This is a genomic window from Synechocystis sp. IPPAS B-1465, from assembly GCF_003015225.1.
Classification (GTDB): domain Bacteria; phylum Cyanobacteriota; class Cyanobacteriia; order Cyanobacteriales; family Microcystaceae; genus Synechocystis.
The window spans coordinates 2,086,050-2,108,493 of record NZ_CP028094.1 but is presented as its reverse complement, the minus strand read 5'-3'; the positions used below and the strand labels follow the sequence as shown (position 1 = coordinate 2,108,493).

The following is a 22,444-nucleotide window of genomic DNA, read 5'->3' as shown; positions in this document are numbered from 1 at the left end:
CCATTATTTAACGAACAAACACGCCAATGGCATTGCTCACCCGGGCCGCCGTCACTGGCGATCGATCCAGCAACTGACCCCCCAGGGCCAGGGAGGTGGAACTGCCGCCATCTAAATTCAACGCATTCACCGCCCCCAACTGTTGCAAAATTTGGGCAAATTCCCCCAAGCTAGCTCCAGCTCCCCCCACCCGGTTATGGCTAGCCACCAGGATAATGTTGCCGTTTCTGTCCACGGCGATCGCACTGCGGGAGGCCCGTTGCTGTTGAAAAGCACTGGAAAAACCTTCCCCTGTTGCATTGAGCACCATGCGTCCCTGGTCAATTAATAAGGGCCCTGCCCCCATGCCGTTGGGGAAAGCGTTGAAAGCTTCCGGCGTCGATCGCCCATTGACGTTAAGGGTGGTTCCCACAGCCAGAACCCCGGCGGGAATTTGGTTGCCCCGGTCAATGATTAAATAACCATCGCTGGGAATGGGCATTTGCTGTTGGCCCGCTTTGGGCAAAGGATATTGGGCAGTGACCTGGCTATTTTGCACCACATAAACCTGTTCGTTATCACTGAGGGGAATATAGCTGGGGCCCCAGGCGGGGGTATAGCGGGCAATGCCCCGTTGCACATAGCCACTGTTGAGATAATTGGCGGTTAAGCGTTGACCAGACCCAGTGGTGATTATTTCCGACAAAGATAGGCGCCCAAAAGTGGTTTGTCCCTGGTCATTCCAGGCGATCGCCCCCCGGTTCAAAATCGGCCCCGATCGCCAATTTTGCTGACTCCACACTGCCCCTAGGGGAAGTTGATTATTGCGGTTGAAAAAGCCCGCATTGATAGCTACCGCCGCCCGTTGATCCCTAGCAATGGTCACCAACGGTGCTGTGCCCTGGGCCATGGTGGGATTGGCCATCAAAGGTCGTAAAGAAATGCCTGGAGATCGGGGGTTAATGGTGACGGTGGTGACGGGAAATTGGCCGCCGCTGATATTGACAAAGCGTTGTTGCCAAGTAATGCCCTCTGTCCAGTTGATAGTTTTGACCGGAGGAGCATCAGCCCGGGCATCAATTACCAAACGGAAGGGAGAAGTAAGAGTACTAACCTGGAGCTTGTAACCCACGGGTAATTGAAAATGGACTTTGCTGCTGGCCCCTGATCTTTCCAGGCGATAACGAATTTGTTGCCCGCCGCTGGTTTTACCACCCAAATCGTCCTGGTCAATGGCCTGTAGTCCGGGGGCGTTGGCATTGCCTTGGCTACCGATGGTACTGCTGGCGTTAATGGTGACAACGGCTTCTTCCCTGGCTTGGCTCACTTGCCAAAAGGCTGGTTGGCTTAGTTCCAACACTACCCTTTCCCCCCAGGATTGCCTACCGTCCCGCACGGTCAGAATTTGGGCATTGGTGTTGGGCATCACGAGGGTATTGCCCTGGGCTTGCAACGGTCCGAAGCCTTGCAAGAGGGAAGTTACATCCAGGTAACGATTGGGAGCGACAAAACGGGCGTTTAAAGTTTGGCGATCGCCACTGAACCATTGCACAGGTTGCTGATTGGGGCTGGTGTTATCAAGCAGATCTAGCCCTAGAAACTGCATGGCCCCAGTATCCCCAAGGCCGGTGCGGGTCTGGCCTCCCTCCTGCCATTGACCCCAGGCCACAGGATAGGATTTACCGTCAATGCTAATTTGATTGCCCTGTTGAATAAAATCTGAAGAGGATTGGGCCACCACTGGACTGGGCAAAAACAGTTTTAGCCCCAGCATTACCGCCAGAGTAAGAACAAATAAGCACGAAAAACCAAACCAATTTCTAGTCCAATTAACCATTTTCAGCAAATCCCCTAGGGCCATGGAGCCATTCTGCCATTAATCCACAATGGAACCAATCCTTTGGTGCCGGCTCTGGCACAGGGTAAACCCATCGGCATTGGTGAGTTGCATGGTAATCGAAATCCAGTCGGCGATCGCCTAGGCTTGGGCCAGATTATCCAAGTAACCAACAATGGCCATAGGATCAGAGAAAGTATTACTCCTGATTTGCTGAGATTTGAACCTATGCTTGCCCGTCAACAACCCCGCCGTGTGGCCCGTGAACTGTCCCTGTTGAGCCTGAGCCAATTGAGCCGCAAGGACACTAAGCCCGAAACCTTGGAGCAAGGCGACCTGGAAGCATTGTTGTTGGCCGCCACCCGCACCCTGAGTGGGGAAGTCCATGAAATTTTAGAAACGGCCTCGGCGGAATTGAGTCGTAGCCATGAACGCCTGTTAAACAGTGAAATCCGGGCTAGCAACCTCAACAGTGCTAAGGCCATGTTGGAAGAGGCTATGACCCTAACGGAAACGGTGATTAATCGCCTAGCCCTAGCGGTGGATTTACCGGAAACGTTGCAGTTGGCGGGGCAAATGGAAGTACGAAAATTTGCGTTGGAATTGATTGGCACCGTCTGTCGCCGCCGTCAGCAGATTGATGAGCAGTTGCAAGAAGCCATGGTGGACTGGCAACTGTCCCGCCTGGCCAAAATAGATCAAGACATACTCCGTCTGGCGATCGCCGAACTGGATTACCTCGGTGTGCCCCAAAAAGTCGCCATCAATGAAGCAGTGGAGTTGGCCAAACGTTATTCGGGTCAGGATGGTCACCGTTTTATCAATGGGGTCTTGCGCCGAGTTACCGAAAAAAAGACTGACGGAGCCCCCGTCACCCCTGGTGAACCCCGTTAATATTTGTTATTTTTTTTGTGACTGCCTCCAGTGGCGCTCATTCCCTTTTACGTATATGGCGATCGCCTCCCCAAATTAATGACAGAAGCCAAAGCCCCCGCTGAAAAGAAAGCTAAACCCCCCGCAGTGGAAGAGAAGCCCTTCACCGAATTCATCAACCAAGATTTTCTGCCGGCCCTCCAAAGTGCCCTCGGCAAAATTGGCCTGGGTCCGGTGGCCCTGGATTTTAGCAAAAAGCCCATTGCCATCCCCGGCGCTGACAACACCCCCTATTGGCAAGTACAAGGCACCTGGAGCGGCGATCGCCAAATTTCCAAACAGTTCAACCTCTACTTCTTCCAGGAAGACATCAAAGGTCCCAAAGGCTTTGCCTACAGCGTGGATAATCGCCCCCCCAGCACTCTAGAGTCCTTTATGATTGACGAGCGTAAAGTAACCCTGGATCTGATGGTGCTCTACACCCTGCAACGGTTAAACGGTCAAAAATGGCTAGGGGGCAACTAAACCCAGATCAACTCCCAGTGCCCCAGCAAAAGTAACTCCCCAGCTCCATGATTAAGCTCCCTGTGCTCCTCGCCGACATTAATATCCAGAGTCTGCCCACCGAGCCGGAGCTAATCCTCAATAATTTAGCCATCACCACCCTAGTGGAGAATCTAATCATTCTTCTCTTAGTGGCCACCCTGGTGGCCTTGGTGGCCCGCTGGCTAAAAATTCCCTATGTGATCGGCTTAGTCTTGGCTGGTTTAGCCATTCCCCGGGGTCTATCGGTTGGACTAAATCCGGAACTAATCCTGAATTTCTTTTTGCCCATTCTCATTTTTGAAGCGGCAATCAACACCGACATCAGCCGTTTACGCAGCACCATCAAACCTATTACTGTGTTGGCCGGCCCTGGGGTCGTAATATCGGCCGCTATCACCGCTGTGTTGTTAAAAATCGGCCTGGGTTTGGCTTGGGTTACCGCCGCTGGGGTTAGTGTTATCCTCACTATCACTGACACCGTTTCCGTCATTGCCGCTTTTCGGAGTGTGCCAGTTCCCCGCCGTTTAGCCACCATTGTGGAAGGGGAAAGTATGCTCAATGACGGGGTGGCCATGGTGTTGCTCAGCGTCATTACCACCATCCATATCCAAGGAGGCTTTAGCGCTGGGGAAGGCATTAGACAAATTTTTGTTGCCTTTGTGGGGGGCGGCTTGGTGGGGCTGGGGCTGGGCTATCTCTGTGTGGGTCTTTTTCGCCAACTCAACGATGACCTGAGTGATATTCTCCTCACCGTGTCCGTTTCCCTTGGAACTTTCCAAATTGGTCAAATGCTGGGGGTTTCCAGTGCGATCGCCGTGGTGGTGGCAGGGTTGGTAATTGGTAATTTGGCTCTGAAACAGACCTCCGCCTCGATTAAGGTCACCCTGTTAAGTTTTTGGGAATACGCCGGTTTCGGAGTTAACACTCTTATTTTTCTGTTGGTGGGCATTGAAGTCTATCCGAGTATTCTCCTCTCCACCATTCCTGCAGCCCTGATTGCCATTGTGGCCTATCAAATTGGTCGTGTTTTCTCCATTTATCCCTTGCTTTATCTGCTCAGCTTTTTTGATCGCCCCCTGCCCCTGCGTTGGCAACACGTTTTAATTGCGGGTAATGTCAAAGGCTCCCTTTCGATGGCCCTGGCCTTAGCCTTGCCCCTGACTCTACCAGGAAGGGATCAGGTGGTGACACTGGTATTCAGCACCGTGATGGTTTCCCTAATTGGCCAGGGTTTGAGTTTGCCTTGGGTGGTGAAAAAATTGCAACTAAGCAAACCTTCTCCATTGGCTCAAAAAATTGCCATGCTCCAGTTGAATTTGGTCACAGCTAAGGCCGCCCAAGGAGAGTTAAAATATTTGTTAGAAGCGGGAAGTTTACCTAAGTTTTTATATGAAGAACTATTCGCCGATTATCAAGCTCGTATTGCCAACTCTGAGCAAGAATTAAGAGAATTTTATAACCAGAGAAATTTAATTTTTTCCGAGGGCGAAGTGGAAAAGAAATACATTGATGGCCTATATCGGCGTCTCTACATAGCAGAAAAAAGTGCCATTAATGATGCCTTAGCAAAGGGTATATTAGCCGATGACATCAGTGATGAATATTTACAGGTGTTGAATGAAAAACTTTTAGCCCTGCAGGATGACTGACGAACTTAACGGCAGAGGTAACCACAATTTAGTTCGCTTTTAAAATTTCTCCTGACTCTCCAATTTTTGGGGAAACTAAATAAAATTTCTCCCCCATGATCGGATTTCTAACGGCTCGGTTTTAGGGACAAGCTAAAACTCGACCAACAGGCTCTTAGGCACTGATGTATAGTGGAAAAAGGTAAGTGCTATGGGAGCTGAATGTTAATGAATTTTTTAGTAATTTGTCAAAAATTTTTCACCCCCAATCTATTCCCATGGAAGGCGATCGCCAGGGTCCAGAGGGAAAAGCCCCAGTCCCTTGGCCGATGGCAGTTCGTAGTCCGGACTGGCATTCTAGTTGCTACTTTTATCCTCGCTTTGGGGAGCCTCGCAAGCCCTAGCCTAGCCCTAGACTATAACCGGGGTAACTTAGTGGGGGCAGATTTTTCCCATCAGGATCTGCGGGGCTCCATCTTTGACCATGCCAATTTACGGGGGGCGGACTTCACTGGAGCCAATCTGCAGGGAGCACGATTCTTTTCTGCCAACATGGATGGGGCTATTTTAGAGGGGGCCGATGCCCGGGGCGTAGATTTTGAATCGGCTCGTTTGACCCATGCTAATCTTCGCAATGCTCGCTTGGAGGGTTCCTTTGGCACCAATACCAAGTTTGGGGAAGTAGACATCGAAGGGGCTGATTTGACGGATATTATTCTGCGGCCCGACACGGAGGACTATCTTTGTGGGCTAGCCAAGGGAACCAATCCAGTCACAGGACGAGAAACAAAAGAGACTCTATTTTGTCCCTAATCCTTTTTACCTAAGTCCTCCTCAATTTTGGCTTCTGACCCATTGCCTTGATCCGTTGTATTTTCGTTGGCTGGTAGAGCAACGGCGATCGCCGCAAAGACCTTGCCTACAGGGATCAGCTTGATGCCAGCGGATTCAATGCCCGTTTGACCTTTGGGCACAATGGCCTTTTTGAACCCTAACTTTGCCGCTTCTTTTAAACGAATTTCTAACTGGGAAACGGGACGAATTTGGCCGCCTAAACCGATTTCCCCCAGAATAATCATGGTTGGGTCCACCACCCGGTCCCGGAAACTAGCCACCAAGGCGATCGCCATGGCCAAATCCACCGCCGGTTCTTCCACCTCCAGACCCCCCGCCACCGATAGGTACGCATCCAATTTAGAGAGGGGTACCCCCAGGCGTTTTTCCAATACAGCCAGAACTTGTAAAAGGCGATTGTAGTCCACCCCAGTAGTCGATCGCCGAGGGGAAGCGTAACTGGTGGGACTCACTAAAGCTTGCAATTCCACCACCAAGGGGCGGGTACCTTCACAAGCCACAGTGATGGCGGTGCCGGACATAAATTCCTCCCGACTGCCCAAAAATAATTGGGACGGGTTGAGCACTTCCTGCAGCCCCGATTGCACCATTTCAAAAATGCCGATTTCCTGGGTGGCCCCAAAACGATTTTTTACGGATCTCAGCAAGCGATGGGATGCAAATCGATCGCCCTGAAAATACAACACCGTATCCACCAAATGCTCCAAAACCTTCGGCCCGGCGATCGCCCCTTCTTTAGTTACGTGCCCCACAATAAACAAACTAATGTGATCTCGCTTGGCCAATTGCATTAATAAACCCGTACATTCCCGCACTTGGGAAACGGAACCAGGGGCCGAACTAAGGGCCGGAAAATATAAATTTTGAATACTGTCAATGATGGCCACCTGGGGTTGCAAGGCTTCCAATTCCCGCAAAATATCGTCCAAATTAGTTTCCGGTAAAACAAATAAATTGCCATCGTGGGCAAGATTGTTTATGCCATCTTGAGCTTGGCTTGGCTCAACGGTTTGGGTAATGCCTAAGCGGGTGGCTCGGAGCTTAATTTGTTGTCCTGATTCCTCCGCTGAAACGTATAAAATCCGGGGCAAACGGGTGGCCAACTGGAAAGCCACCTGGAGCAACAAAGTTGATTTGCCAATGCCCGGATCTCCGCCAATTAAAATTAACGCCCCTGGCACAATGCCCCCTCCCAAAACCCGGTCCAACTCCCCGTAACCAGAGAGGAAACGCCCTTGATTTTCCTGGCGAATCTGGGAAAAAGTTAAAGCCGCCTGGGGCTGGCCGGTTTTTACCTTGGAAGAACGGGATTTTTGCGCCCCTAAACTACGGTGATTGGTACCACTAGAAACGGCATTGACAATTTCCTCCTGCAAACTTCCATACTCATGGCATTTGGGGCAGCGGCCAAACCATTGGGCATGATCCGCCCCACAGGCAGAGCAAACAAACTTTGTCCGGGCTTTAGCCATGGTTGTCAATGGAGGAGAAACTTAGGGCCCTATCTTCACCTAATCACGCCGAATGGAGCAAGAAAAAACCACTGGCCCCTTCAAATTCCGTTCTAGGGAAATCAATGGGGCCAATGGCCGTAATAATTCAAACCATCAAACAATCAGTGAGCAGTGTTTTAGTTCTTTACTCGGTTAAAAACTAGTAAAAACTAGGCCAATTTAGCTGGCCTTGAACTTACCAGGATTTTCCACATCTGTGCGGGTCCAATCGCAGGTGAAACCTTTGGTTTCCGGTACGAACTGGTTCCAGGGAATGGGGTCCACGGGGCCATCACTGGACCAAACAATGGTGAACTGACCTTCGTCATTGACTTCCCCAATGCGGACAGTTTTGGAAATGTGGTGGTTGGGTTGCATGGTCACCATGCCTTCCGGAGCGTCAAAGGTTTTACCAATCGCCGCCGCCCGGACTTTTTCTAAGCCTTCGGGAGTTTCACCCACATCTCCAGCCGCTTCCACCGCCGCCTTCCAGAGGTAAACGGAAATATAAGCTGCTTCCATGGGGTCGTTGGTCACCCGGTCTTCACCGTATTTAGCCTTAAAAGCTGCCACAAATTTTTGGTTGGCAGGGGTATCCACACTCTGGAAATAGTTCCAAGAAGCAAACTGGCCGAGCAGATACTCCTTACCAATTTGACGTACTTCCTCTTCCGCCACACTCACGGACATGACCGGATATTTATCGGGGGTCAAACCAGCGGCTTGGATCTGCTTGAAGAAGGCAACATTACTGTCCCCATTCAGGGTGTTGAAAATTACGCCGCCATCGGGCAGGGCTTCCCGGATTTTGGTGATGATAGGGGTAACTTCGGTGTTACCCAGGGGTAGGTAATCTTCCCCAAGGGTTTCGCCACCTTTGGCTTTCAACTGCTCTTTAATGATGGTGTTAGCAGTGCGGGGGAAAACGTAATCGGAACCCACCAGGAAGAACTTATTGCCTTTATTTTCCAGCAACCAATCCACCGCCGGTTCAATTTGTTGGTTGGGGGCGGCACCGGTGTAGAAAATGTTTTTGGAACATTCCTGACCTTCGTACTGTACTGGGTACCAAAGCATATGATTTTTGGCTTCAAATACCGGCAGTACCGCTTTCCGGCTGGCGGAAGTCCAACAACCAAAGACTACGGGTACCTTATCTTGGTCAATTAACTTAGCCGCTTTTTCCGCAAAAGTCGGCCAATCGGAAGCTCCATCTTCTTTGATGGCTTCAATGGGTCTACCCAAAACTCCACCGGCCGCATTGATCTCTTCGATCGCCAGTTCCGCCGCTTCCACCACGGTGGTTTCACTGATGGCCATGGTGCCACTGAGGGAGTGGAGCAAACCAACTTTAATCGGTTCCCCGGTGGGAGCAGTACCGGTGGTGGGGGACTCAGTCGGTTCAGCAGTGGGTTCGGTGGTAGGTTCCGTGCCGCCGCCACAGGCTTTGAGCAATAGACTGGCGCCTAGGGTTGCTGATCCATACAGCAAAAATTTACGTCTTCCAAAAGGGTTAGTCATACGCGAAAAATTATTACCTCGTAAGGATTCTAAATATGCTTGTTGGCTGGTGGGGAGGAGTTTATTGGGCGGAAACAGTGCTCTTAAAAAGTTTTTATCCGCAGTTTATTTTGGTCAACAAGGCAGTGGATTTCCAGGGTAAATCCGCCGGAAACAAATAAGACCCCATACTACGAGTAGGTTAAGAAAAAATTATGTAGCATAGGATACCGTTTTGTCCGACTAAGCCCCTTTTGCGCCTGTTTTGTCCCCATTGTCAGGGAGGCTTAGCATTGGAACCGTTCAGCAAGAACAATCTTGGGGCTAGTTATTGGGGAATTATCGGCGATCGCCAGAGTTTTCTAAACGATAAAGGGCGAGGAAAGTCGTTTCCCACACTAGCCGAGGTTGAACGTAGGCGGCCAGGTATTTACGGGCTTTTTCCAGAATTTCTAACCATGGCCGTTGGTGGTGGCCATGCCAATAGTGATACTGGAGATAGTCCACTAACCAGAGTTGGGCACTGTTATCCAAGTTGCCATCCACCATCTTGGCCAAATCAAAGGCTGCTAGAGGACTAGTTGGTGGTTGCATTAACTTTTGCCGCAGTTCCGCCGGAATGCTCTGCATTTGCTCCCAAGCTTGAAATAACAGACCGGGACTCCCCTGGGCGATCGCCAACAGTTCGGGGTGGTGGAGGATTTCCTGACGGCCCAATCTCTGCAAAATTTTGGTCATATCACCTTCCCCTAAACGATAAAAGGGGATGCGTTGACAGCGGGAAACAATGGTGGGCAACAGGACATCAACGCTGGGGGCCAAAAGGATTAAAGTAGCCCTTCCTGGTTCTTCCAAGGTTTTGAGCAAGGCATTGGCGGCCCCTTCATTCATAGCTTGGGCTTCCTCGATCAGAATCACAGCCCTGTCTGCTTCCAACGGGGGACGACTGAGGAAACGGTTGATTTCCCGCACCTGTTCCACTCGGATTAATGGAGCCGCCCGTCGTTTAAGTCCAGCCTGGTCTGCTTCGCTGGCGGTTAGCAGTTTGCCCTGGTGTTGAAAAGTGGGTTCTATTTTCAATAAATCGGGATGATTCCCGGCAAAAAAACGTTCCTGGCGATCGCTTTTAGTACCCAAGCCCATTAGCAAGGTTTCCCCAAAGGCCTTGGCGGCTAAACTTTTGCCCACCCCCTCTGGCCCCACTAGCAAATAGGCCGGAGCAATGCGTTTCTGGGCGATCGCCTGTTGGAGTAGAGCAATGGCTTGGTCTTGACCAAGGATAGATTGGAAGCGATTCATGGCCCTGCCCAACTTTGTTACCCTAAACAAGATTAATACTTAATTTTCCCTGCTGTTTTAACTATTCCATGCCCGAGTATTTGCTTCTGCCCGCTGGCCTAATTTCCCTCTCCCTGGCGATCGCCGCTGGACTGTATCTCCTAACTGCCCGGGGCTATCAGTCATCGGATTCCGTGGCCAACGCCTACGACCAATGGACAGAGGACGGCATTTTGGAATATTACTGGGGCGACCATATCCACCTCGGCCATTATGGCGATCCGCCAGTGGCCAAGGATTTCATCCAATCGAAAATTGATTTTGTCCATGCCATGGCCCAGTGGGGCGGATTAGATACACTTCCCCCCGGCACAACGGTATTGGATGTGGGTTGCGGCATTGGCGGTAGCAGTCGCATTCTCGCCAAAGATTATGGTTTTAACGTTACCGGCATCACCATTAGTCCCCAACAGGTGAAACGGGCGACGGAATTAACTCCTCCCGATGTGACGGCCAAGTTTGCGGTGGACGATGCTATGGCTTTGTCTTTTCCTGACGGTAGTTTCGACGTAGTTTGGTCGGTGGAAGCAGGGCCCCACATGCCTGACAAAGCTGTGTTTGCCAAGGAATTACTGCGGGTCGTGAAACCAGGGGGCATTCTGGTGGTGGCGGATTGGAATCAACGGGACGATCGCCAAGTGCCCCTCAACTTCTGGGAAAAACCAGTGATGCGACAACTGTTGGATCAATGGTCCCACCCTGCCTTTGCCAGCATTGAAGGTTTTGCGGAAAATTTGGAAGCCACGGGTTTGGTGGAGGGCCAGGTGACTACTGCTGATTGGACTGTACCGACCCTCCCCGCTTGGTTGGATACCATTTGGCAGGGCATTATCCGGCCCCAGGGCTGGTTACAATACGGCATTCGTGGGTTTATCAAATCCGTGCGGGAAGTACCGACTATTTTATTGATGCGCCTTGCCTTTGGGGTAGGACTTTGTCGCTTCGGTATGTTCAAAGCAGTGCGAAAAAACGCCACTCAAGCTTAAATTGCCACGTAAGAACTCGCTAATTTCTTAATTTAGCTGAATATTTGAGGTTTTTGACTGCATTTCCCAGAACTATTATGTACTTTCTGCTTGTAACTCTGGTAATTTTAGTTTTTCCCCTACTTTCTATTGCTTTGGAGTGGACCACTTCCGGCAATAGCCAAGCTTTGGTGGATGTGCTGGCCCGCTGGTTTGTGTTTTGGGGGGTGGGGGTGAGGCTATTTTTAGCTGGGGTGGTGCAAATCACTAAACCAAGTTTCACTGCCGAGAAAATTCTAGGTGTTCAAAGTCAAGACTCTCTGATTTTGGTCAAAGAGTTGGGCATCGGCAATTTGGCGATCGCCAGTGTGGCTTTGGGGAGTATCTTCGTCAACGCGTGGGTGCTGGGGGCCGCTCTGGCCGGGGGAATTTTTTATCTTTTGGCGGGCATTAACCATATTTTGCAACCCGAACGCAATGCGAAAGAAAACTACGCCATGGCCACGGATCTATTTTTGGGGTTACTGTTGGGGGGTATCTTGTTTTTTGCTTGGCAGCCCTAAGCCAATCGACTAATACCCATAGCTCAACTAACCATATGGCAACTATGATTCCTGGCGAAATCATTACCCCCGAAGGTGACATAGAACTAAACGTAGGCCGCTCCACCTGCACTATTAATGTGGCCAACACTGGCGATCGCCCTATTCAAGTGGGTTCCCATTACCATTTCTACGAAGTCAATGCCGCTCTGCAATTCGACCGGGATTTGGCCAAGGGGATGCGGTTGGATATTCCAGCGGGAACGGCGGTGCGCTTTGAGCCAGGGGACGAAAAAAACGTTAACTTAGTGGCCTATGCTGGCAGTCGGGAAATCTATGGCTTCAATGGCTTGGTGAACGGCCCTCTAGAGTGAAGAGAATCTGCCCAAAAGATTAGGTTTAGATCACATTAAAATCAGGCGATCGCCGCCTATTTTTGTTGACTGGTAAACCTTTGCATCGCTTCTAAAGCAGAAGACATCAGTACGCACTCTTCCAACAGGGCAATATCCAAATCTGGAAGCAGTTGGCTTTTGGAAATGATTTGGTAATGATCGCCATTTAAAAAGTAGATAGAAAACTTTTTGTCTTGCCACATCCAGACTTCACCAATGCCAAGTCGTTGATATTTTTCCAGTTTTTTGGCACTGCCACTGCTGATATTGACTTCAATGGCCAAGTCGGGATGGGCCTTTTTCTCACCAAGATAGTAAGATTCATCGGGTTCAAAGGAAACAGATTCTCCCTTCGATTCCCGGGTGGCACTGCCCACCGGAATAAATTCAATTTCCCGTTGCCAAAAGTAGATACCCAACAAAATGGCAATCATACTTCTAATTGATTCGTGGTACTCCCCCAGGGTCATGAACTCAATTACTCCATCTAGATAGGTAATGCGTAGCCCTGGCTGTTGTTCCATGACCGCTTGAATGGCTTTAAAAGCCTCCCAACTGTGGTGACCGGGCAGCACAAGGGTTTGGTCTTGGGTAGGGATCGGCGCAGAACTGGTGATGGTCATGGGGACAGACCCTGCTCTGGGTGGCATAAATGCAATATCTTCCATATTACAAAAAACCTGGAAAACGCCATTGCCTTGGCAGTTGGAATGCCAGTATCTGACGATGGTTGCCGCCAAATAGTAAAATTAAGCGGTTATTTGGAGAACTGGCCCTGTGATCGAACGTTATACCCTGCCTGAAATGGGCAAAATTTGGACGGATACCTACAAGCTACAAACCTGGCTAGACGTGGAAATCGCCGTTTGTGAAGCCCAGGCGGAGTTGGGTTATATTCCCCAGGCAGCGGTGGACGAAATCAAGGCCAAAGCTAAGTTCGATCCCCAACGAGTGCTGGAAATTGAGGCGGAAGTGCGTCACGATGTCATCGCCTTTTTAACCAACGTTAATGAATATGTGGGGGATGCGGGGCGTTATATTCACCTGGGACTAACAAGCTCCGACGTACTGGACACCGCTCTGGCGTTGCAATTGGTGGCGAGCCTAGACCTGATTTTGGAGCAGTTGGAAAAACTAATTCAGGCCATCCGTTACCAAGCTCAGCAGCATCGTTACACCGTCATGGTGGGCCGTTCCCATGGTATCCATGCCGAACCCATCACATTCGGATTTAAACTCGCTGGTTGGTTAGCGGAAGTATTGAGAAACCGCGATCGCCTGGTGCGGGTAGCCCAATCCATTGCCGTGGGTAAAATTTCCGGCGCCGTGGGCACCTATGCCAACATTGACCCCAAAGTGGAGGCGATCGCCTGTCAGAAATTAGGCTTAGAACCAGATACGGCTTCCACCCAGGTCATTTCCCGAGATCGCCATGCGGAATACGTGCAACAGTTGGCTTTGCTGGCCGCCTCTTTGGAACGGTTTGCAGTGGAAATTCGCAACCTGCAACGCACCGATGTTTTGGAAGTGGAGGAATATTTTTCCAAGGGCCAAAAGGGTTCTTCCGCTATGCCCCATAAACGTAACCCCATCCGCTCAGAACGATTAACGGGAATGGCCCGGCTGGTTCGGGGTCATGCAGTGGCGGCGTTGGAAAATGTAGCTCTCTGGCATGAACGGGATATTTCCCACAGTTCTGTGGAGCGGGTTGCTTTTCCCGACTGCTGTATTCTCACCCATTTTATGTTGAAGGAAACCACGGATTTGGTGAAAAATCTGTTGGTCTATCCCGAAAATATGAAACGCAATATGAACGTTTACGGCGGGGTAATTTTCAGCCAAAAAGTTCTGCTTGCCCTAGTGGAAAAAGGCATGAATCGAGAAGATGCCTACCGAGTGGTGCAGGGTTCCGCCCACCAAGCCTGGAACACGGAAGGGGGCAATTTTGAAGAGCTAGTCCGAGCTGATGCCCAGGTAACGGCCCTACTTTCTGCCGAAGAAATTGACCAGTGCTTTGACCCCCAACAACATTTGACTAACCTGGCGGAAATTTACAGCCGTTTGGATATTTAGTTAAAAGTTTGGATCTGCCTTCCCTTCTGACTTCGACCCATAATCACTAACGGTTTCCTTTCCCATCTACGATCCGTTGGTGCTGATCTATCCTTCACCCAAGCCTTTACCTAAAATTCTATGACCCCCAAATTAATCATCCATGGTGGTGCGAGTTCCCTCGACGATAAGGGGGGCTTGGCCACTGTGCGCCAATCCCTACATCAAATTGTGGCCGCAGTGTATGAAACCCTAACAGCGGGGGGCAGTGCCATGGATGCGGTGGTACAAGGTTGTGAATTATTGGAAAATGAGCCTCGTTTTAACGCTGGTACTGGTTCGGTGCTCCAGTCGGATGGACAAGTTCGCATGAGTGCTTCTTTGATGGACGGCGATCGCCAGAATTTTAGTGGGGTAATTAACGTTTCCCGCATTAAAAATCCGATCCAGATGGCCCAATTTTTGCAGGGGCAAACAGACCGGATTTTGTCCGATTATGGGGCGGCGGATTTAGCCAGGGAAATGCAACTGCCCATTTACGATCCCGCCACGGATTTTCGCATTCAGGAATGGATGGAGGAACGGGGAGAAGATGTGCGCAAAAAAATGGCTCGGCTAATTGCTGATCCCACCGTGGGCATTGAAGCCAGAAAAGGCACCATCGGCGTAGTGGCGTTGGATGCTAACGGCAAAATTGCGGCCGGTACTTCCACTGGGGGCAAAGGGCTAGAGCGCATTGGTCGGGTGAGTGATTCTGCTATGCCGGCGGGGAACTATGCCACCCGTTTTGCTGGGGTTAGTTGCACTGGAGTAGGGGAAGACATTATCAATGAATGTTTGGCCGCCAAGGTGGTAATCCGGGTTAAGGATGGCCAAAATTTAGCTCAAGCCATGGCAAAATCCATCACGGAAGCTTTGGAAAATAACACTGACCTGGGGGCGATCGCCTTGGATCATCAAGGCCATATTGCCTGGGGAAAAACCTGCCCTGTCCTATTGGCGGCCTATCACACCGGTACGGCGATCGGAGACACGCTGGAATTAACCGATGGCGACCACTACGGCAACGCCTCAATATAAAAACTGCAAAAAACAGTTAAAAAAATACAGACAAAAACACGGGGAAAATAAACAGATTCCCCTGGTTTCTAACCGTAAAAAACATCCGAGTTTTAGAACTCCCCGGGTAGGATTCGAACCTACGACCAATCGGTTAACAGCCGACCGCTCTACCACTGAGCTACCGAGGATTGACTCAACGATTCAACATCATAGCAACTAAAAGATCTTTTACACAAGCCCCTTGCTAAAAAAATTACTAAATTCTTAGGCCGGTTCCCAGCTTGGGGCCAATTTGCTCCCAGGGCCCTATGGCAGGGGGCCAATGTTGACCGTTATGCTGAAACAGAATCCTGTTTGTCATCCCCTGGATAGATAGGCTGATTTGCTTTTCCTCACCCGTCAAGTTTTTATGTTGACCCACCACCGTCGTCCGGTTTGCCTATCGCTCATTTCCACCGATTTGCCCATTCTTTCCACCCTGGAGACCGCCGCTACCCTCTACCAAAAGGATTTGCATCGCTTTCACCTCCTACTCCACCAAGAACAGGAGCAAGTTCCCAACGGCGATCAACAGGTATTACCCTCCTCTCAACTATTGTGGTTAGAACTGTCTCCCCGACGCATTGTGCTGACTCGCCAGGGTAATAGTCAATTTTCCTACCGTCATTTTTGGGAACAGGGAGTTTATGGCATTAGCCGCTATTGGCTCAATGAACAGGAAAGACATCTGAGCGACTCCTTCCAGTTACGGAATTACACCAGGGACATTACCTTGCAGGGGTCTCCCTTGCCGGAATTTTTGCGGGTGGAATATGAACTCTGGGCAGCCCAGGAATGTTTGGGTCATTATGTGTTGCATTTGGAAATTTACCATTAACCCCAACTCCCTGGCGATCGCCGTTGTTTTATTGTTGATCCGTTTGATCTGCCATTGATTTAACTAAGTATTCTGACTTTATGCACCAAGCCCAGGCCGAAAGGCTGCTGTTTACCCCTGCGTCTCCCCAAGCCGATGCGGTGCCGTTAATTTTTGCCTTTCCCAACATCTACAGTGTGGGCATTACCAGTTTGGGGTATCAAGTAATTTGGTCAACCTTAGCCCAACGCTCCGATGTGCAGGTTAGTCGTCTTTTCACCGACGCCCAAGAAACGTTACCCCGATCGCCAGAATTGGTAGGCTTTTCCTTTTCCTGGGAGTTGGACTACAGCAATATTTTGACCCTGTTGGAGCAATTACAAATTCCCCTGCTGGCGAAAGAGCGGGCTGCTGAAGATCCTTTAATATTCGGTGGCGGCCCGGTGCTGACCGCTAATCCAGAACCTTTTGCAGACTTTTTTGACCTAATTTTGTTGGGGGACGGGGAAAATCTACTGCCGGAATTTATTGATGGTTACCAAAGCGTGCGGTCTTGTTCTAGGAATGAAAAACTAGAAAAACTAGCCCAAATTCCCGGCATTTATGTGCCTAGTTTGTACGAAATAAGTTACGAAGCCGCTGAGGGCAAAATTAGTCACATCCAACCCAGTACCACCGCCATTCCCGCCCAAGTTAGTAAGCAAACCTACCGGGGTAATGTTCTGTCTGCCTCCACAGTAGTGACGGAAAAGGCCGCATGGGAAAATATTTTCATGGTGGAAGTGGTACGCAGTTGCCCGGAAATGTGTCGATTTTGCCTAGCTAGTTACCTGACGTTACCTTTTCGGCCAGCGGATACGGAAAAATCCCTACTGCCCGCCATTGAACGGGGATTGCAAGTGAGCGATCGCCTGGGATTGTTAGGAGCTTCCGTAACCCAACATCCGGAATTTAACGAGTTGTTGGATTACCTGGGAAAACCAGAATTTGACCATGTGCGGCTCAGCATTGCTTCAGTGCGTACCAACACAGTGGACGAAAAATTGGCCCAAACCTTAGCTAAACGGGGCACTAAATCCCTCACCATTGCCATTGAAAGCGGTTCGGAAAAACTCCGGCAAATTATCAATAAAAAACTGACTAACGAGGAAATTCTCACCGCTGCCCAACAGGCCCAGGCGGGGGGATTACAGGGATTGAAGCTTTATGGCATGGTCGGCGTGCCAGGGGAAACAAGGTCAGATGTGGAAGCAACGGTAGATTTATTAAAACAGGTCAAAAAAGTCGCCCCCGGTTTACGTCTCACCTTTGGCTGTAGCACCTTTGTCCCCAAGGCCCACACCCCGTTCCAATGGTATGGGGTCAATCCGGAAGCCAAACAGCGTCTACAATTTTTGCAAAAAAAACTGCGGCCCCTGGGTGTTGATTTTCGTCCCGAAAGTTATAACTGGTCAGTGATGCAGGCTTTAATTTCCCGTGGCGATCGCCGTTTGGCCCCATTACTTCTACTCACTCGCCATTACGGAGATACGTTGGGCAGTTTTAAGCGAGCTTTTAAGGAATTAAAGGGAGAATTACCCAGTTTGAACGATACGGTCCATGCCGATTGGTCAATTGCGGATAAATTACCCTGGCAGCACTTGCTGGGGCCTTTACCCCAAACTACCTTGGTAAAACATTTACAAACCGCCCAGGAGTTTTTCTAACTTTATCCTTGGGCAACTTGCCCTAGCGTGCCAAAAAATTCTGGATAGGAAATGGCGGCCGCTTCCGCCCGGTTAATAATTGTTTGCCCCCCACTACCTAAAGCGGCGATCGCCAACGCCATGGCAATGCGATGATCCGTCAAGCTATCCACCTCGGCCCCTTGTAACGGGCTTCCCCCTTGAATTTCCAGGCCATCATCAAATTCGGTGACTTTGGCCCCCATTTTGCCCAACTCCGAAGCAATGGCCGCCAGGCGATCGCTTTCTTTAACCCTCAGTTCTGCGGCATCTTCAATGCGGGTAGTGCCCTCTGCAAAGGCCGCCGCCACTGCCAAAATGGGAATTTCATCAATCAGTCGGGGAATAATTTCGCCGCCGAAGGTGCAACCCTGGAGATGGCTTGCCCTAACCCGCAGATCTGCTACCGGTTCCCCCGTTACCAATCGTTCATTCTCCGGGGTAATGTCCGCCCCCATCTGGGCCAACACTTCCAACACCCCTGTCCTGGTGGGGTTAATGCCTACATTTTCCACCAACAATTCTGATCCAGGCAAAATGGATGCCGCCACTAACCAAAAGGCCGCCGAGCTGATGTCCCCTGGCACCACCACCCGTTGCCCCGTTAAATGGGCCGGGCCATGGACAGTGACGCTATGGGTTACTGGATCAATGGTTAATTTGGCTCCAAAGGCCTGCAACATGCGTTCGCTATGATCCCGGGATAGAGCTGGTTCTGTAACCGTGGTGTCCCCCTCGGTGGTTAACCCCGCTAGCAACAGGCAGGACTTTACCTGGGCTGAAGCAATGGGGGAATGGTAATGGATCGGTTTTAATTGGCTACCCTGGACTGCCAGCGGCGCAAACTTGCCGTTACTCCGGGCCCAAATTTTTGCCCCCATTTGTTGCAAGGGTTGAATTACCCGGGACATGGGGCGGTGACGGAGGGAATCATCGCCGGTGACGGTGAATAAACAATCTTTTTGCCCGGCTAGCAAGCCCAACATTAAGCGCATGGTGGTGCCAGAGTTCCCCGCATCCAAAACGGTACTGGGTTCCTGCAACTGTCCCAGACCCCGACCCTGAACGATGATTTTTTCTGAATTTAGTTCGCTGATTTCTGCTCCCATGGCCCGAAAGCAATGGGCCGTACTACGGGGATCTTCCCCCAACAGTAGCCCTTCGATAATGGTTTCCCCGGTGGCGATCGCCCCCAACATCAAGGCCCGATGGGAAATGGATTTATCCCCCGGCACCCTTAGGCGGCCAGTCAAAGCGACCCCTTGGGCAGGGGGATTAACAGTTAAGCGTTGATGGGATTGATGATTGTTGAGGGAAAGCAAGGCCATGGAGGGGACAAATTAGGGGCAGGGAAGACCAAGCTAAATTGTATTGGCATTTCTGCCCCCCGCCAAATTTTCCTCGGTTAGTCAAGGAAGTAAAAAACATCGTTACCATGGTCAGTGGAAGGGCGACAGTTTGTTAATTTCAACAGGCGATCGCCTAGCAACCATTGCCAGACCAGAGGCCAAACCAATGAAATACCATTATTCCCCATGGAAATTAGTTCTGCTTGCCGGCACCGCTTTTGTGCTCGGGACCCCTACTACCGTTACAGCCCAATCCTATAACCCAGTGGAACCTTTCCCAGAAGACTTACCGGCCACGGGCAATATCAACGACCTCGATGGCCTCCAGGAACGTCAAGTGGAAGATTGGTTCCCCCAACAAAATATGGGGACTAATTCCCAAACCCTATTGGAAATTAACACTACCAATACCCCTCCCCTCAGTATCAATGACCGTAGTAGCCAGATCAAAGAAGAAAATGATTGGCAACGCAGTTCTTCGGGGGAACCCAAACAAACAGGTTCCGGTTTTCCCCTGGGTACTTTTTAGCTGATCAATTTGCTTGTCTTGGTAGGGCCCTGTCTCCCCGTGATTCTGGGAGGCAGACAGTTTTTTCTTTCCTTTATTTTTAATGACCGTTGCCTTTTGTCAACTCCAATCACTGTGACAGTGCTCATTAATGGGCGATGTGCTTAACCCTGTGGCTCCCGGCCAAAATCCCTGTTCCCGACCCGGATGCAAATTTTTCAGGGGAGCTTGACAGAACTTGGAATGGTGCTGGTAGAATAACAAAGGTTAATCAATGGGGTGTAGCCAAGCGGTAAGGCAGCGGGTTTTGGTCCCGCCATTCCTAGGTTCGAATCCTAGCACCCCAGTTTCGTCAATCTATAAGCCTTTCAGCCTTTCCCCACACGGCCGTTGCTTTTTGGGAGAATAGTTATGGTCCTAATCTAATTCCCCCAGGGACTCCACCTCCTGCTCCAGGCTTTCCTGCAAATTCTTGATGAAATGACTCAGCTTACCCCGCTCAATGTATGGCCAGCCGCCACTTTCTTCGATATCCCTTAGTAGGCCATATAGACCCCGACGGGTATTGGGCAAGGCCGGTTCAAAATAGTCGATGCGAATGTGACGGTGCAGAGATTCCAGAACCCTTAGGAGCTGTAGCAAACGGTCATGGTCGTCCTGGTAATCTTCCGCCAGGGCTTCGGTGGTGGTCATGAGGGCTTCTAACTCGGGAGTTAGACATAATTTTTGGTTGATCGATTCCATTGATTCCAAATAAAGCTCAGTTAGGCAGATGGGCTGTTCGCAAACAAACACCAACCCAAATGATAGTGGTTTGTGGCCAAAGCCTTGCTCTGACCTGTTGCGGAAATGCCCCTTCCGGCCATATGGCTGGTAAGGTAACGAAAGTTTGGTAGAGTGGATCTCGTTAAAATATGCCTATTTTGTCCATAATCCCTAGGGTTGCATCCGTGTAAGTCTGGAGCCGGACAAGGCCTGAAAAAGACAAAAAATTTGAGATTGACTTAAGCGAGGTTAAACCATGAGGTTTCGTCCGTCTATTGTGGCTTTGCTTTCAGTCTGCTTTGGACTACTAACGTTTTTATATAGCGGCAGTGCCTTTGCGGTTGATAAGAGCCAGCTTACCTACGATGACATTGTAAATACGGGTCTAGCTAACGTTTGCCCTGAAATTTCTTCCTTCACCAGAGGAACCATTGAGGTGGAACCGAATACTAAGTATTTTGTTTCTGACTTCTGTATGGAGCCCCAGGAGTATTTTGTTAAGGAAGAGCCCGTTAATAAGCGCCAAAAGGCTGAGTACGTTAAAGGTAAGGTTCTGACCCGTCAAACCACTAGCCTAGAACAGATCCGCGGCAGCATTGCAGTGGGTGCTGATGGAACGTTGACTTTTAAAGAAAAAGATGGCATTGACTTCCAGCCGATTACGGTATTACTTCCCGGTGGTGAAGAAGTACCCTTCTTTTTCACGGTGAAAAATTTTACTGGCACTACGGAGCCTGGCTTTACTTCCATCAATAGTTCCACCGATTTTGTTGGGGATTTCAATGTGCCTTCCTACCGGGGGGCTGGTTTCTTGGATCCCAAAGCCCGGGGTCTATACACTGGTTATGACAATGCGGTAGCTCTGCCTTCAGCGGCGGATAAATTCCGTACCAACAAGAAGGAAACCCCCTTGGGTAAAGGAACCCTTTCCTTGCAGGTGACCCAGGTTGATGGTTCCACTGGGGAAATTGCCGGTATTTTTGAAAGCGAGCAACCCTCTGACACTGATTTGGGTGCTAAAGAACCCCTTGATGTTAAAGTCCGGGGCATTTTCTACGGTCGAGTGGACACCGATGTTTAATTTTTTGTTGTGGTAGCTGACTGGCTTTTTAGTTAGTTACTTTGACGAGCTGAACAGTTTGGCGATCGCCGTTAAGGTGGTCGTCTTTTTCTATCAAATTAATTCAACTAAGGTATTGATTCTTTTAAGTATTTTCTTGTCGTTTTGTTGCCAGTAAAGATAATCGCTCCAGGCTTGCTCAGAGAAAATTAGCTTCACTCCAATAGTTCCCTTTCGACACCTTGATCATTTTCTAATTGCTTGATCGCCGACATCAATTTTTGAGCATTGTTCGGGCTACGTAGTAGATATGCTGTTTCTTCTAATGACTGATAGTCTTCCAGGGAAATCATGACGACAGATGGTTGGGTATCCCTGGTGATAATTGTTGGAACATGATCACTACATACTTGCTCCATGATAGCTGCAAGTTTTTGTTGTGCAATAATTTGGCTGACTGCGTTCATGTTTGGCAATTGTTGGGGCAAAGTTTCCCCCATTTTAGCCCGATTGCCAATACCTCACAGATAGCCAATTGGCTAAAGGGTATCTAGATATTCTTCGAGAAGTGCTTGAATATCCCCTAATTGTTGTCGGTGGAGATTGTTGGGGTCAAGTTGGTGCTGGATGATTGCAATACGTTATCGAGTTTCAATTCTAGCTCGGCGAGTTTCTCGTTCTGTTTGCTTAATTCGGCGTTGCTCTTCCTCAGTTCGGCGTTGTACTTCTTCAAGTCGGACAAACCCCCGTAGGAGTTGATCCAAGACCACAAACGTGAAAGTAATCCCGGCGAAGCTGAGTCCTGCCCATTGGGGAATATGGAGTTGGTAGTTTCTGAAATAGATGGTTTCATATTTGAGAGCTACTCTGGTTACAAACACAAAAACACCTGTCCGTCAGCTGAGCATTTAAAATGAAAGTTCTCGATTATTAACAACACAATCTTGAAGATATAATTCAATTATTTCTTGATAAGAAATGCCTTTTTCTTGTGCTTTCTTTTCAAAAAAATCAACTACATCAATTCCCAAAGGTAAAGTAACTTTTTGTTTAAGCTTTTGAGCAAAAGGATTAGGACGGCTTTTCATGTTGGCTAGATCATACTCTTTCTTCATAA

At 49.7% G+C, this 22,444-nt stretch carries 24 protein-coding genes and 2 tRNA genes; 14 read left to right on the top strand and 12 right to left on the bottom strand.

Annotated features, from left to right (window positions below):
- Positions 1-7: 7 nt before the first annotated feature.
- Entirely contained in the window at positions 8-1,753 is a 1,746-nt protein-coding gene (locus C7I86_RS10045) for a phosphodiester glycosidase family protein (protein ID WP_234376056.1), read from the bottom strand.
- A 291-nt stretch (positions 1,754-2,044) separates the two neighbouring features.
- Between C7I86_RS10045 and nusB the strand changes: the two genes are divergently transcribed.
- The 4 genes from nusB (at position 2,045) to C7I86_RS10025 (ending at position 5,676) form a co-directional block, all read left to right on the top strand.
- Positions 2,045-2,710: a transcription antitermination factor NusB gene (nusB, locus tag C7I86_RS10040; protein ID WP_014407122.1), complete on the top strand. Its 666-nt coding sequence runs from the start codon at positions 2,045-2,047 to the stop codon at positions 2,708-2,710.
- 30 nt (positions 2,711-2,740) lie between these two features.
- On the top strand, positions 2,741-3,214 hold the full coding sequence (locus C7I86_RS10035) for a DUF2996 domain-containing protein (RefSeq protein WP_010873114.1): 474 nt from the start codon (positions 2,741-2,743) through the stop codon (positions 3,212-3,214).
- 47 nt (positions 3,215-3,261) lie between these two features.
- Positions 3,262-4,884, top strand: a complete 1,623-nt coding sequence (locus C7I86_RS10030) for a sodium:proton antiporter (protein ID WP_010873113.1) — start codon at positions 3,262-3,264, stop codon at positions 4,882-4,884.
- Between the two features lie 207 nt (positions 4,885-5,091).
- Positions 5,092-5,676, top strand: coding sequence for a pentapeptide repeat-containing protein (locus tag C7I86_RS10025; protein ID WP_020862273.1), 585 nt, complete (start codon positions 5,092-5,094; stop codon positions 5,674-5,676).
- Here C7I86_RS10025 and radA read toward each other — a convergent pair.
- From radA to C7I86_RS10010, 3 genes are all read right to left on the bottom strand, one after another.
- On the bottom strand, positions 5,673-7,190 hold the full coding sequence (radA, locus tag C7I86_RS10020; protein WP_010873111.1) for a DNA repair protein RadA: 1,518 nt from the start codon (positions 7,188-7,190) through the stop codon (positions 5,673-5,675). The two genes, C7I86_RS10025 and radA, sit on opposite strands and share 4 nt — an antisense overlap.
- A gap of 201 nt (positions 7,191-7,391) precedes the next feature.
- Complete coding sequence (gene urtA, locus C7I86_RS10015) at positions 7,392-8,732, bottom strand: urea ABC transporter substrate-binding protein (protein ID WP_010873110.1); 1,341 nt, start codon at positions 8,730-8,732, stop codon at positions 7,392-7,394.
- Between the two features lie 318 nt (positions 8,733-9,050).
- Positions 9,051-10,010, bottom strand: a complete 960-nt coding sequence (locus C7I86_RS10010) for a DNA polymerase III subunit delta' (protein WP_010873109.1) — start codon at positions 10,008-10,010, stop codon at positions 9,051-9,053.
- 68 nt (positions 10,011-10,078) lie between these two features.
- Here C7I86_RS10010 and C7I86_RS10005 point away from each other — a divergent pair, with 68 nt between their 5' ends.
- The 3 genes from C7I86_RS10005 to ureB all read left to right on the top strand — a co-directional run bounded on the left by C7I86_RS10005 (position 10,079) and on the right by ureB (position 11,930).
- Positions 10,079-11,035, top strand: coding sequence for a 2-methyl-6-phytyl-1,4-hydroquinone methyltransferase (locus tag C7I86_RS10005; RefSeq protein ID WP_010873108.1), 957 nt, complete (start codon positions 10,079-10,081; stop codon positions 11,033-11,035).
- A 77-nt stretch (positions 11,036-11,112) separates the two neighbouring features.
- Complete coding sequence (locus C7I86_RS10000; RefSeq protein ID WP_010873107.1) at positions 11,113-11,577, top strand: DUF6790 family protein; 465 nt, start codon at positions 11,113-11,115, stop codon at positions 11,575-11,577.
- A gap of 35 nt (positions 11,578-11,612) precedes the next feature.
- Entirely contained in the window at positions 11,613-11,930 is a 318-nt protein-coding gene (gene ureB / locus C7I86_RS09995; RefSeq protein WP_010873106.1) for an urease subunit beta, read from the top strand.
- Positions 11,931-11,986: 56 nt separating this feature from the next.
- Here the strand turns inward: ureB and C7I86_RS09990 are convergent, their stop codons facing one another.
- Complete coding sequence (locus C7I86_RS09990) at positions 11,987-12,619, bottom strand: Uma2 family endonuclease (RefSeq protein WP_010873105.1); 633 nt, start codon at positions 12,617-12,619, stop codon at positions 11,987-11,989.
- A gap of 109 nt (positions 12,620-12,728) precedes the next feature.
- Here C7I86_RS09990 and purB point away from each other — a divergent pair, with 109 nt between their 5' ends.
- Together purB and C7I86_RS09980 are read left to right on the top strand one after the other, a co-directional pair.
- A complete protein-coding gene (purB, locus tag C7I86_RS09985; RefSeq protein WP_010873104.1) occupies positions 12,729-14,024 on the top strand; it encodes an adenylosuccinate lyase in 1,296 nt (431 codons plus the stop codon).
- 120 nt (positions 14,025-14,144) lie between these two features.
- Entirely contained in the window at positions 14,145-15,083 is a 939-nt protein-coding gene (locus tag C7I86_RS09980) for an isoaspartyl peptidase/L-asparaginase (protein WP_014407121.1), read from the top strand.
- Positions 15,084-15,181: 98 nt separating this feature from the next.
- Here C7I86_RS09980 and C7I86_RS09975 read toward each other — a convergent pair.
- Positions 15,182-15,253, bottom strand: a tRNA-Asn gene (locus tag C7I86_RS09975).
- 221 nt (positions 15,254-15,474) lie between these two features.
- Here C7I86_RS09975 and C7I86_RS09970 point away from each other — a divergent pair.
- Together C7I86_RS09970 and C7I86_RS09965 are read left to right on the top strand one after the other, a co-directional pair.
- Positions 15,475-15,942, top strand: coding sequence for a hypothetical protein (locus tag C7I86_RS09970; RefSeq protein WP_010873102.1), 468 nt, complete (start codon positions 15,475-15,477; stop codon positions 15,940-15,942).
- An 80-nt stretch (positions 15,943-16,022) separates the two neighbouring features.
- Positions 16,023-17,627 (top strand): radical SAM protein, encoded by a 1,605-nt coding sequence (locus C7I86_RS09965; RefSeq protein WP_010873101.1) that lies wholly within the window; start codon positions 16,023-16,025, stop codon positions 17,625-17,627.
- Between the two features lie 2 nt (positions 17,628-17,629).
- Here the strand turns inward: C7I86_RS09965 and aroA are convergent, their stop codons facing one another.
- Entirely contained in the window at positions 17,630-18,973 is a 1,344-nt protein-coding gene (aroA, locus tag C7I86_RS09960) for a 3-phosphoshikimate 1-carboxyvinyltransferase (protein WP_010873100.1), read from the bottom strand.
- A gap of 43 nt (positions 18,974-19,016) precedes the next feature.
- Between aroA and C7I86_RS09955 the strand changes: the two genes are divergently transcribed.
- On the top strand, positions 19,017-19,523 hold the full coding sequence (locus C7I86_RS09955; protein ID WP_223211270.1) for a hypothetical protein: 507 nt from the start codon (positions 19,017-19,019) through the stop codon (positions 19,521-19,523).
- 254 nt (positions 19,524-19,777) lie between these two features.
- Positions 19,778-19,849, top strand: a tRNA-Gln gene (locus C7I86_RS09950).
- 70 nt (positions 19,850-19,919) lie between these two features.
- Here C7I86_RS09950 and C7I86_RS09945 read toward each other — a convergent pair.
- On the bottom strand, positions 19,920-20,246 hold the full coding sequence (locus tag C7I86_RS09945; protein WP_199303490.1) for a hypothetical protein: 327 nt from the start codon (positions 20,244-20,246) through the stop codon (positions 19,920-19,922).
- A 277-nt stretch (positions 20,247-20,523) separates the two neighbouring features.
- Between C7I86_RS09945 and C7I86_RS09940 the strand changes: the two genes are divergently transcribed.
- Positions 20,524-21,348 (top strand): photosystem II manganese-stabilizing polypeptide, encoded by an 825-nt coding sequence (locus C7I86_RS09940; RefSeq protein ID WP_010873097.1) that lies wholly within the window; start codon positions 20,524-20,526, stop codon positions 21,346-21,348.
- A gap of 93 nt (positions 21,349-21,441) precedes the next feature.
- Here C7I86_RS09940 and C7I86_RS09935 read toward each other — a convergent pair whose 3' ends face one another.
- The 4 genes from C7I86_RS09935 to C7I86_RS09920 form a co-directional block, all read right to left on the bottom strand.
- Positions 21,442-21,546 carry a type II toxin-antitoxin system YoeB family toxin gene (locus C7I86_RS09935; RefSeq protein ID WP_080504056.1) on the bottom strand — a complete coding sequence of 35 codons (105 nt, stop codon included), beginning with the start codon at positions 21,544-21,546 and terminating at the stop codon, positions 21,442-21,444.
- Entirely contained in the window at positions 21,543-21,827 is a 285-nt protein-coding gene (locus C7I86_RS09930; RefSeq protein ID WP_010873096.1) for a type II toxin-antitoxin system Phd/YefM family antitoxin, read from the bottom strand. The genes C7I86_RS09935 and C7I86_RS09930 overlap by 4 nt, the downstream gene beginning before the upstream one ends.
- 141 nt (positions 21,828-21,968) lie before the next feature.
- The gene (locus C7I86_RS09925) at positions 21,969-22,208 is read right to left on the bottom strand and encodes a hypothetical protein (protein WP_010873095.1); all 240 of its coding nucleotides are present in this window, start codon (positions 22,206-22,208) and stop codon (positions 21,969-21,971) included.
- A 27-nt stretch (positions 22,209-22,235) separates the two neighbouring features.
- Positions 22,236-22,442: a hypothetical protein gene (locus C7I86_RS09920; protein ID WP_010873094.1), complete on the bottom strand. Its 207-nt coding sequence runs from the start codon at positions 22,440-22,442 to the stop codon at positions 22,236-22,238.
- Positions 22,443-22,444: the final 2 nt, after the last annotated feature.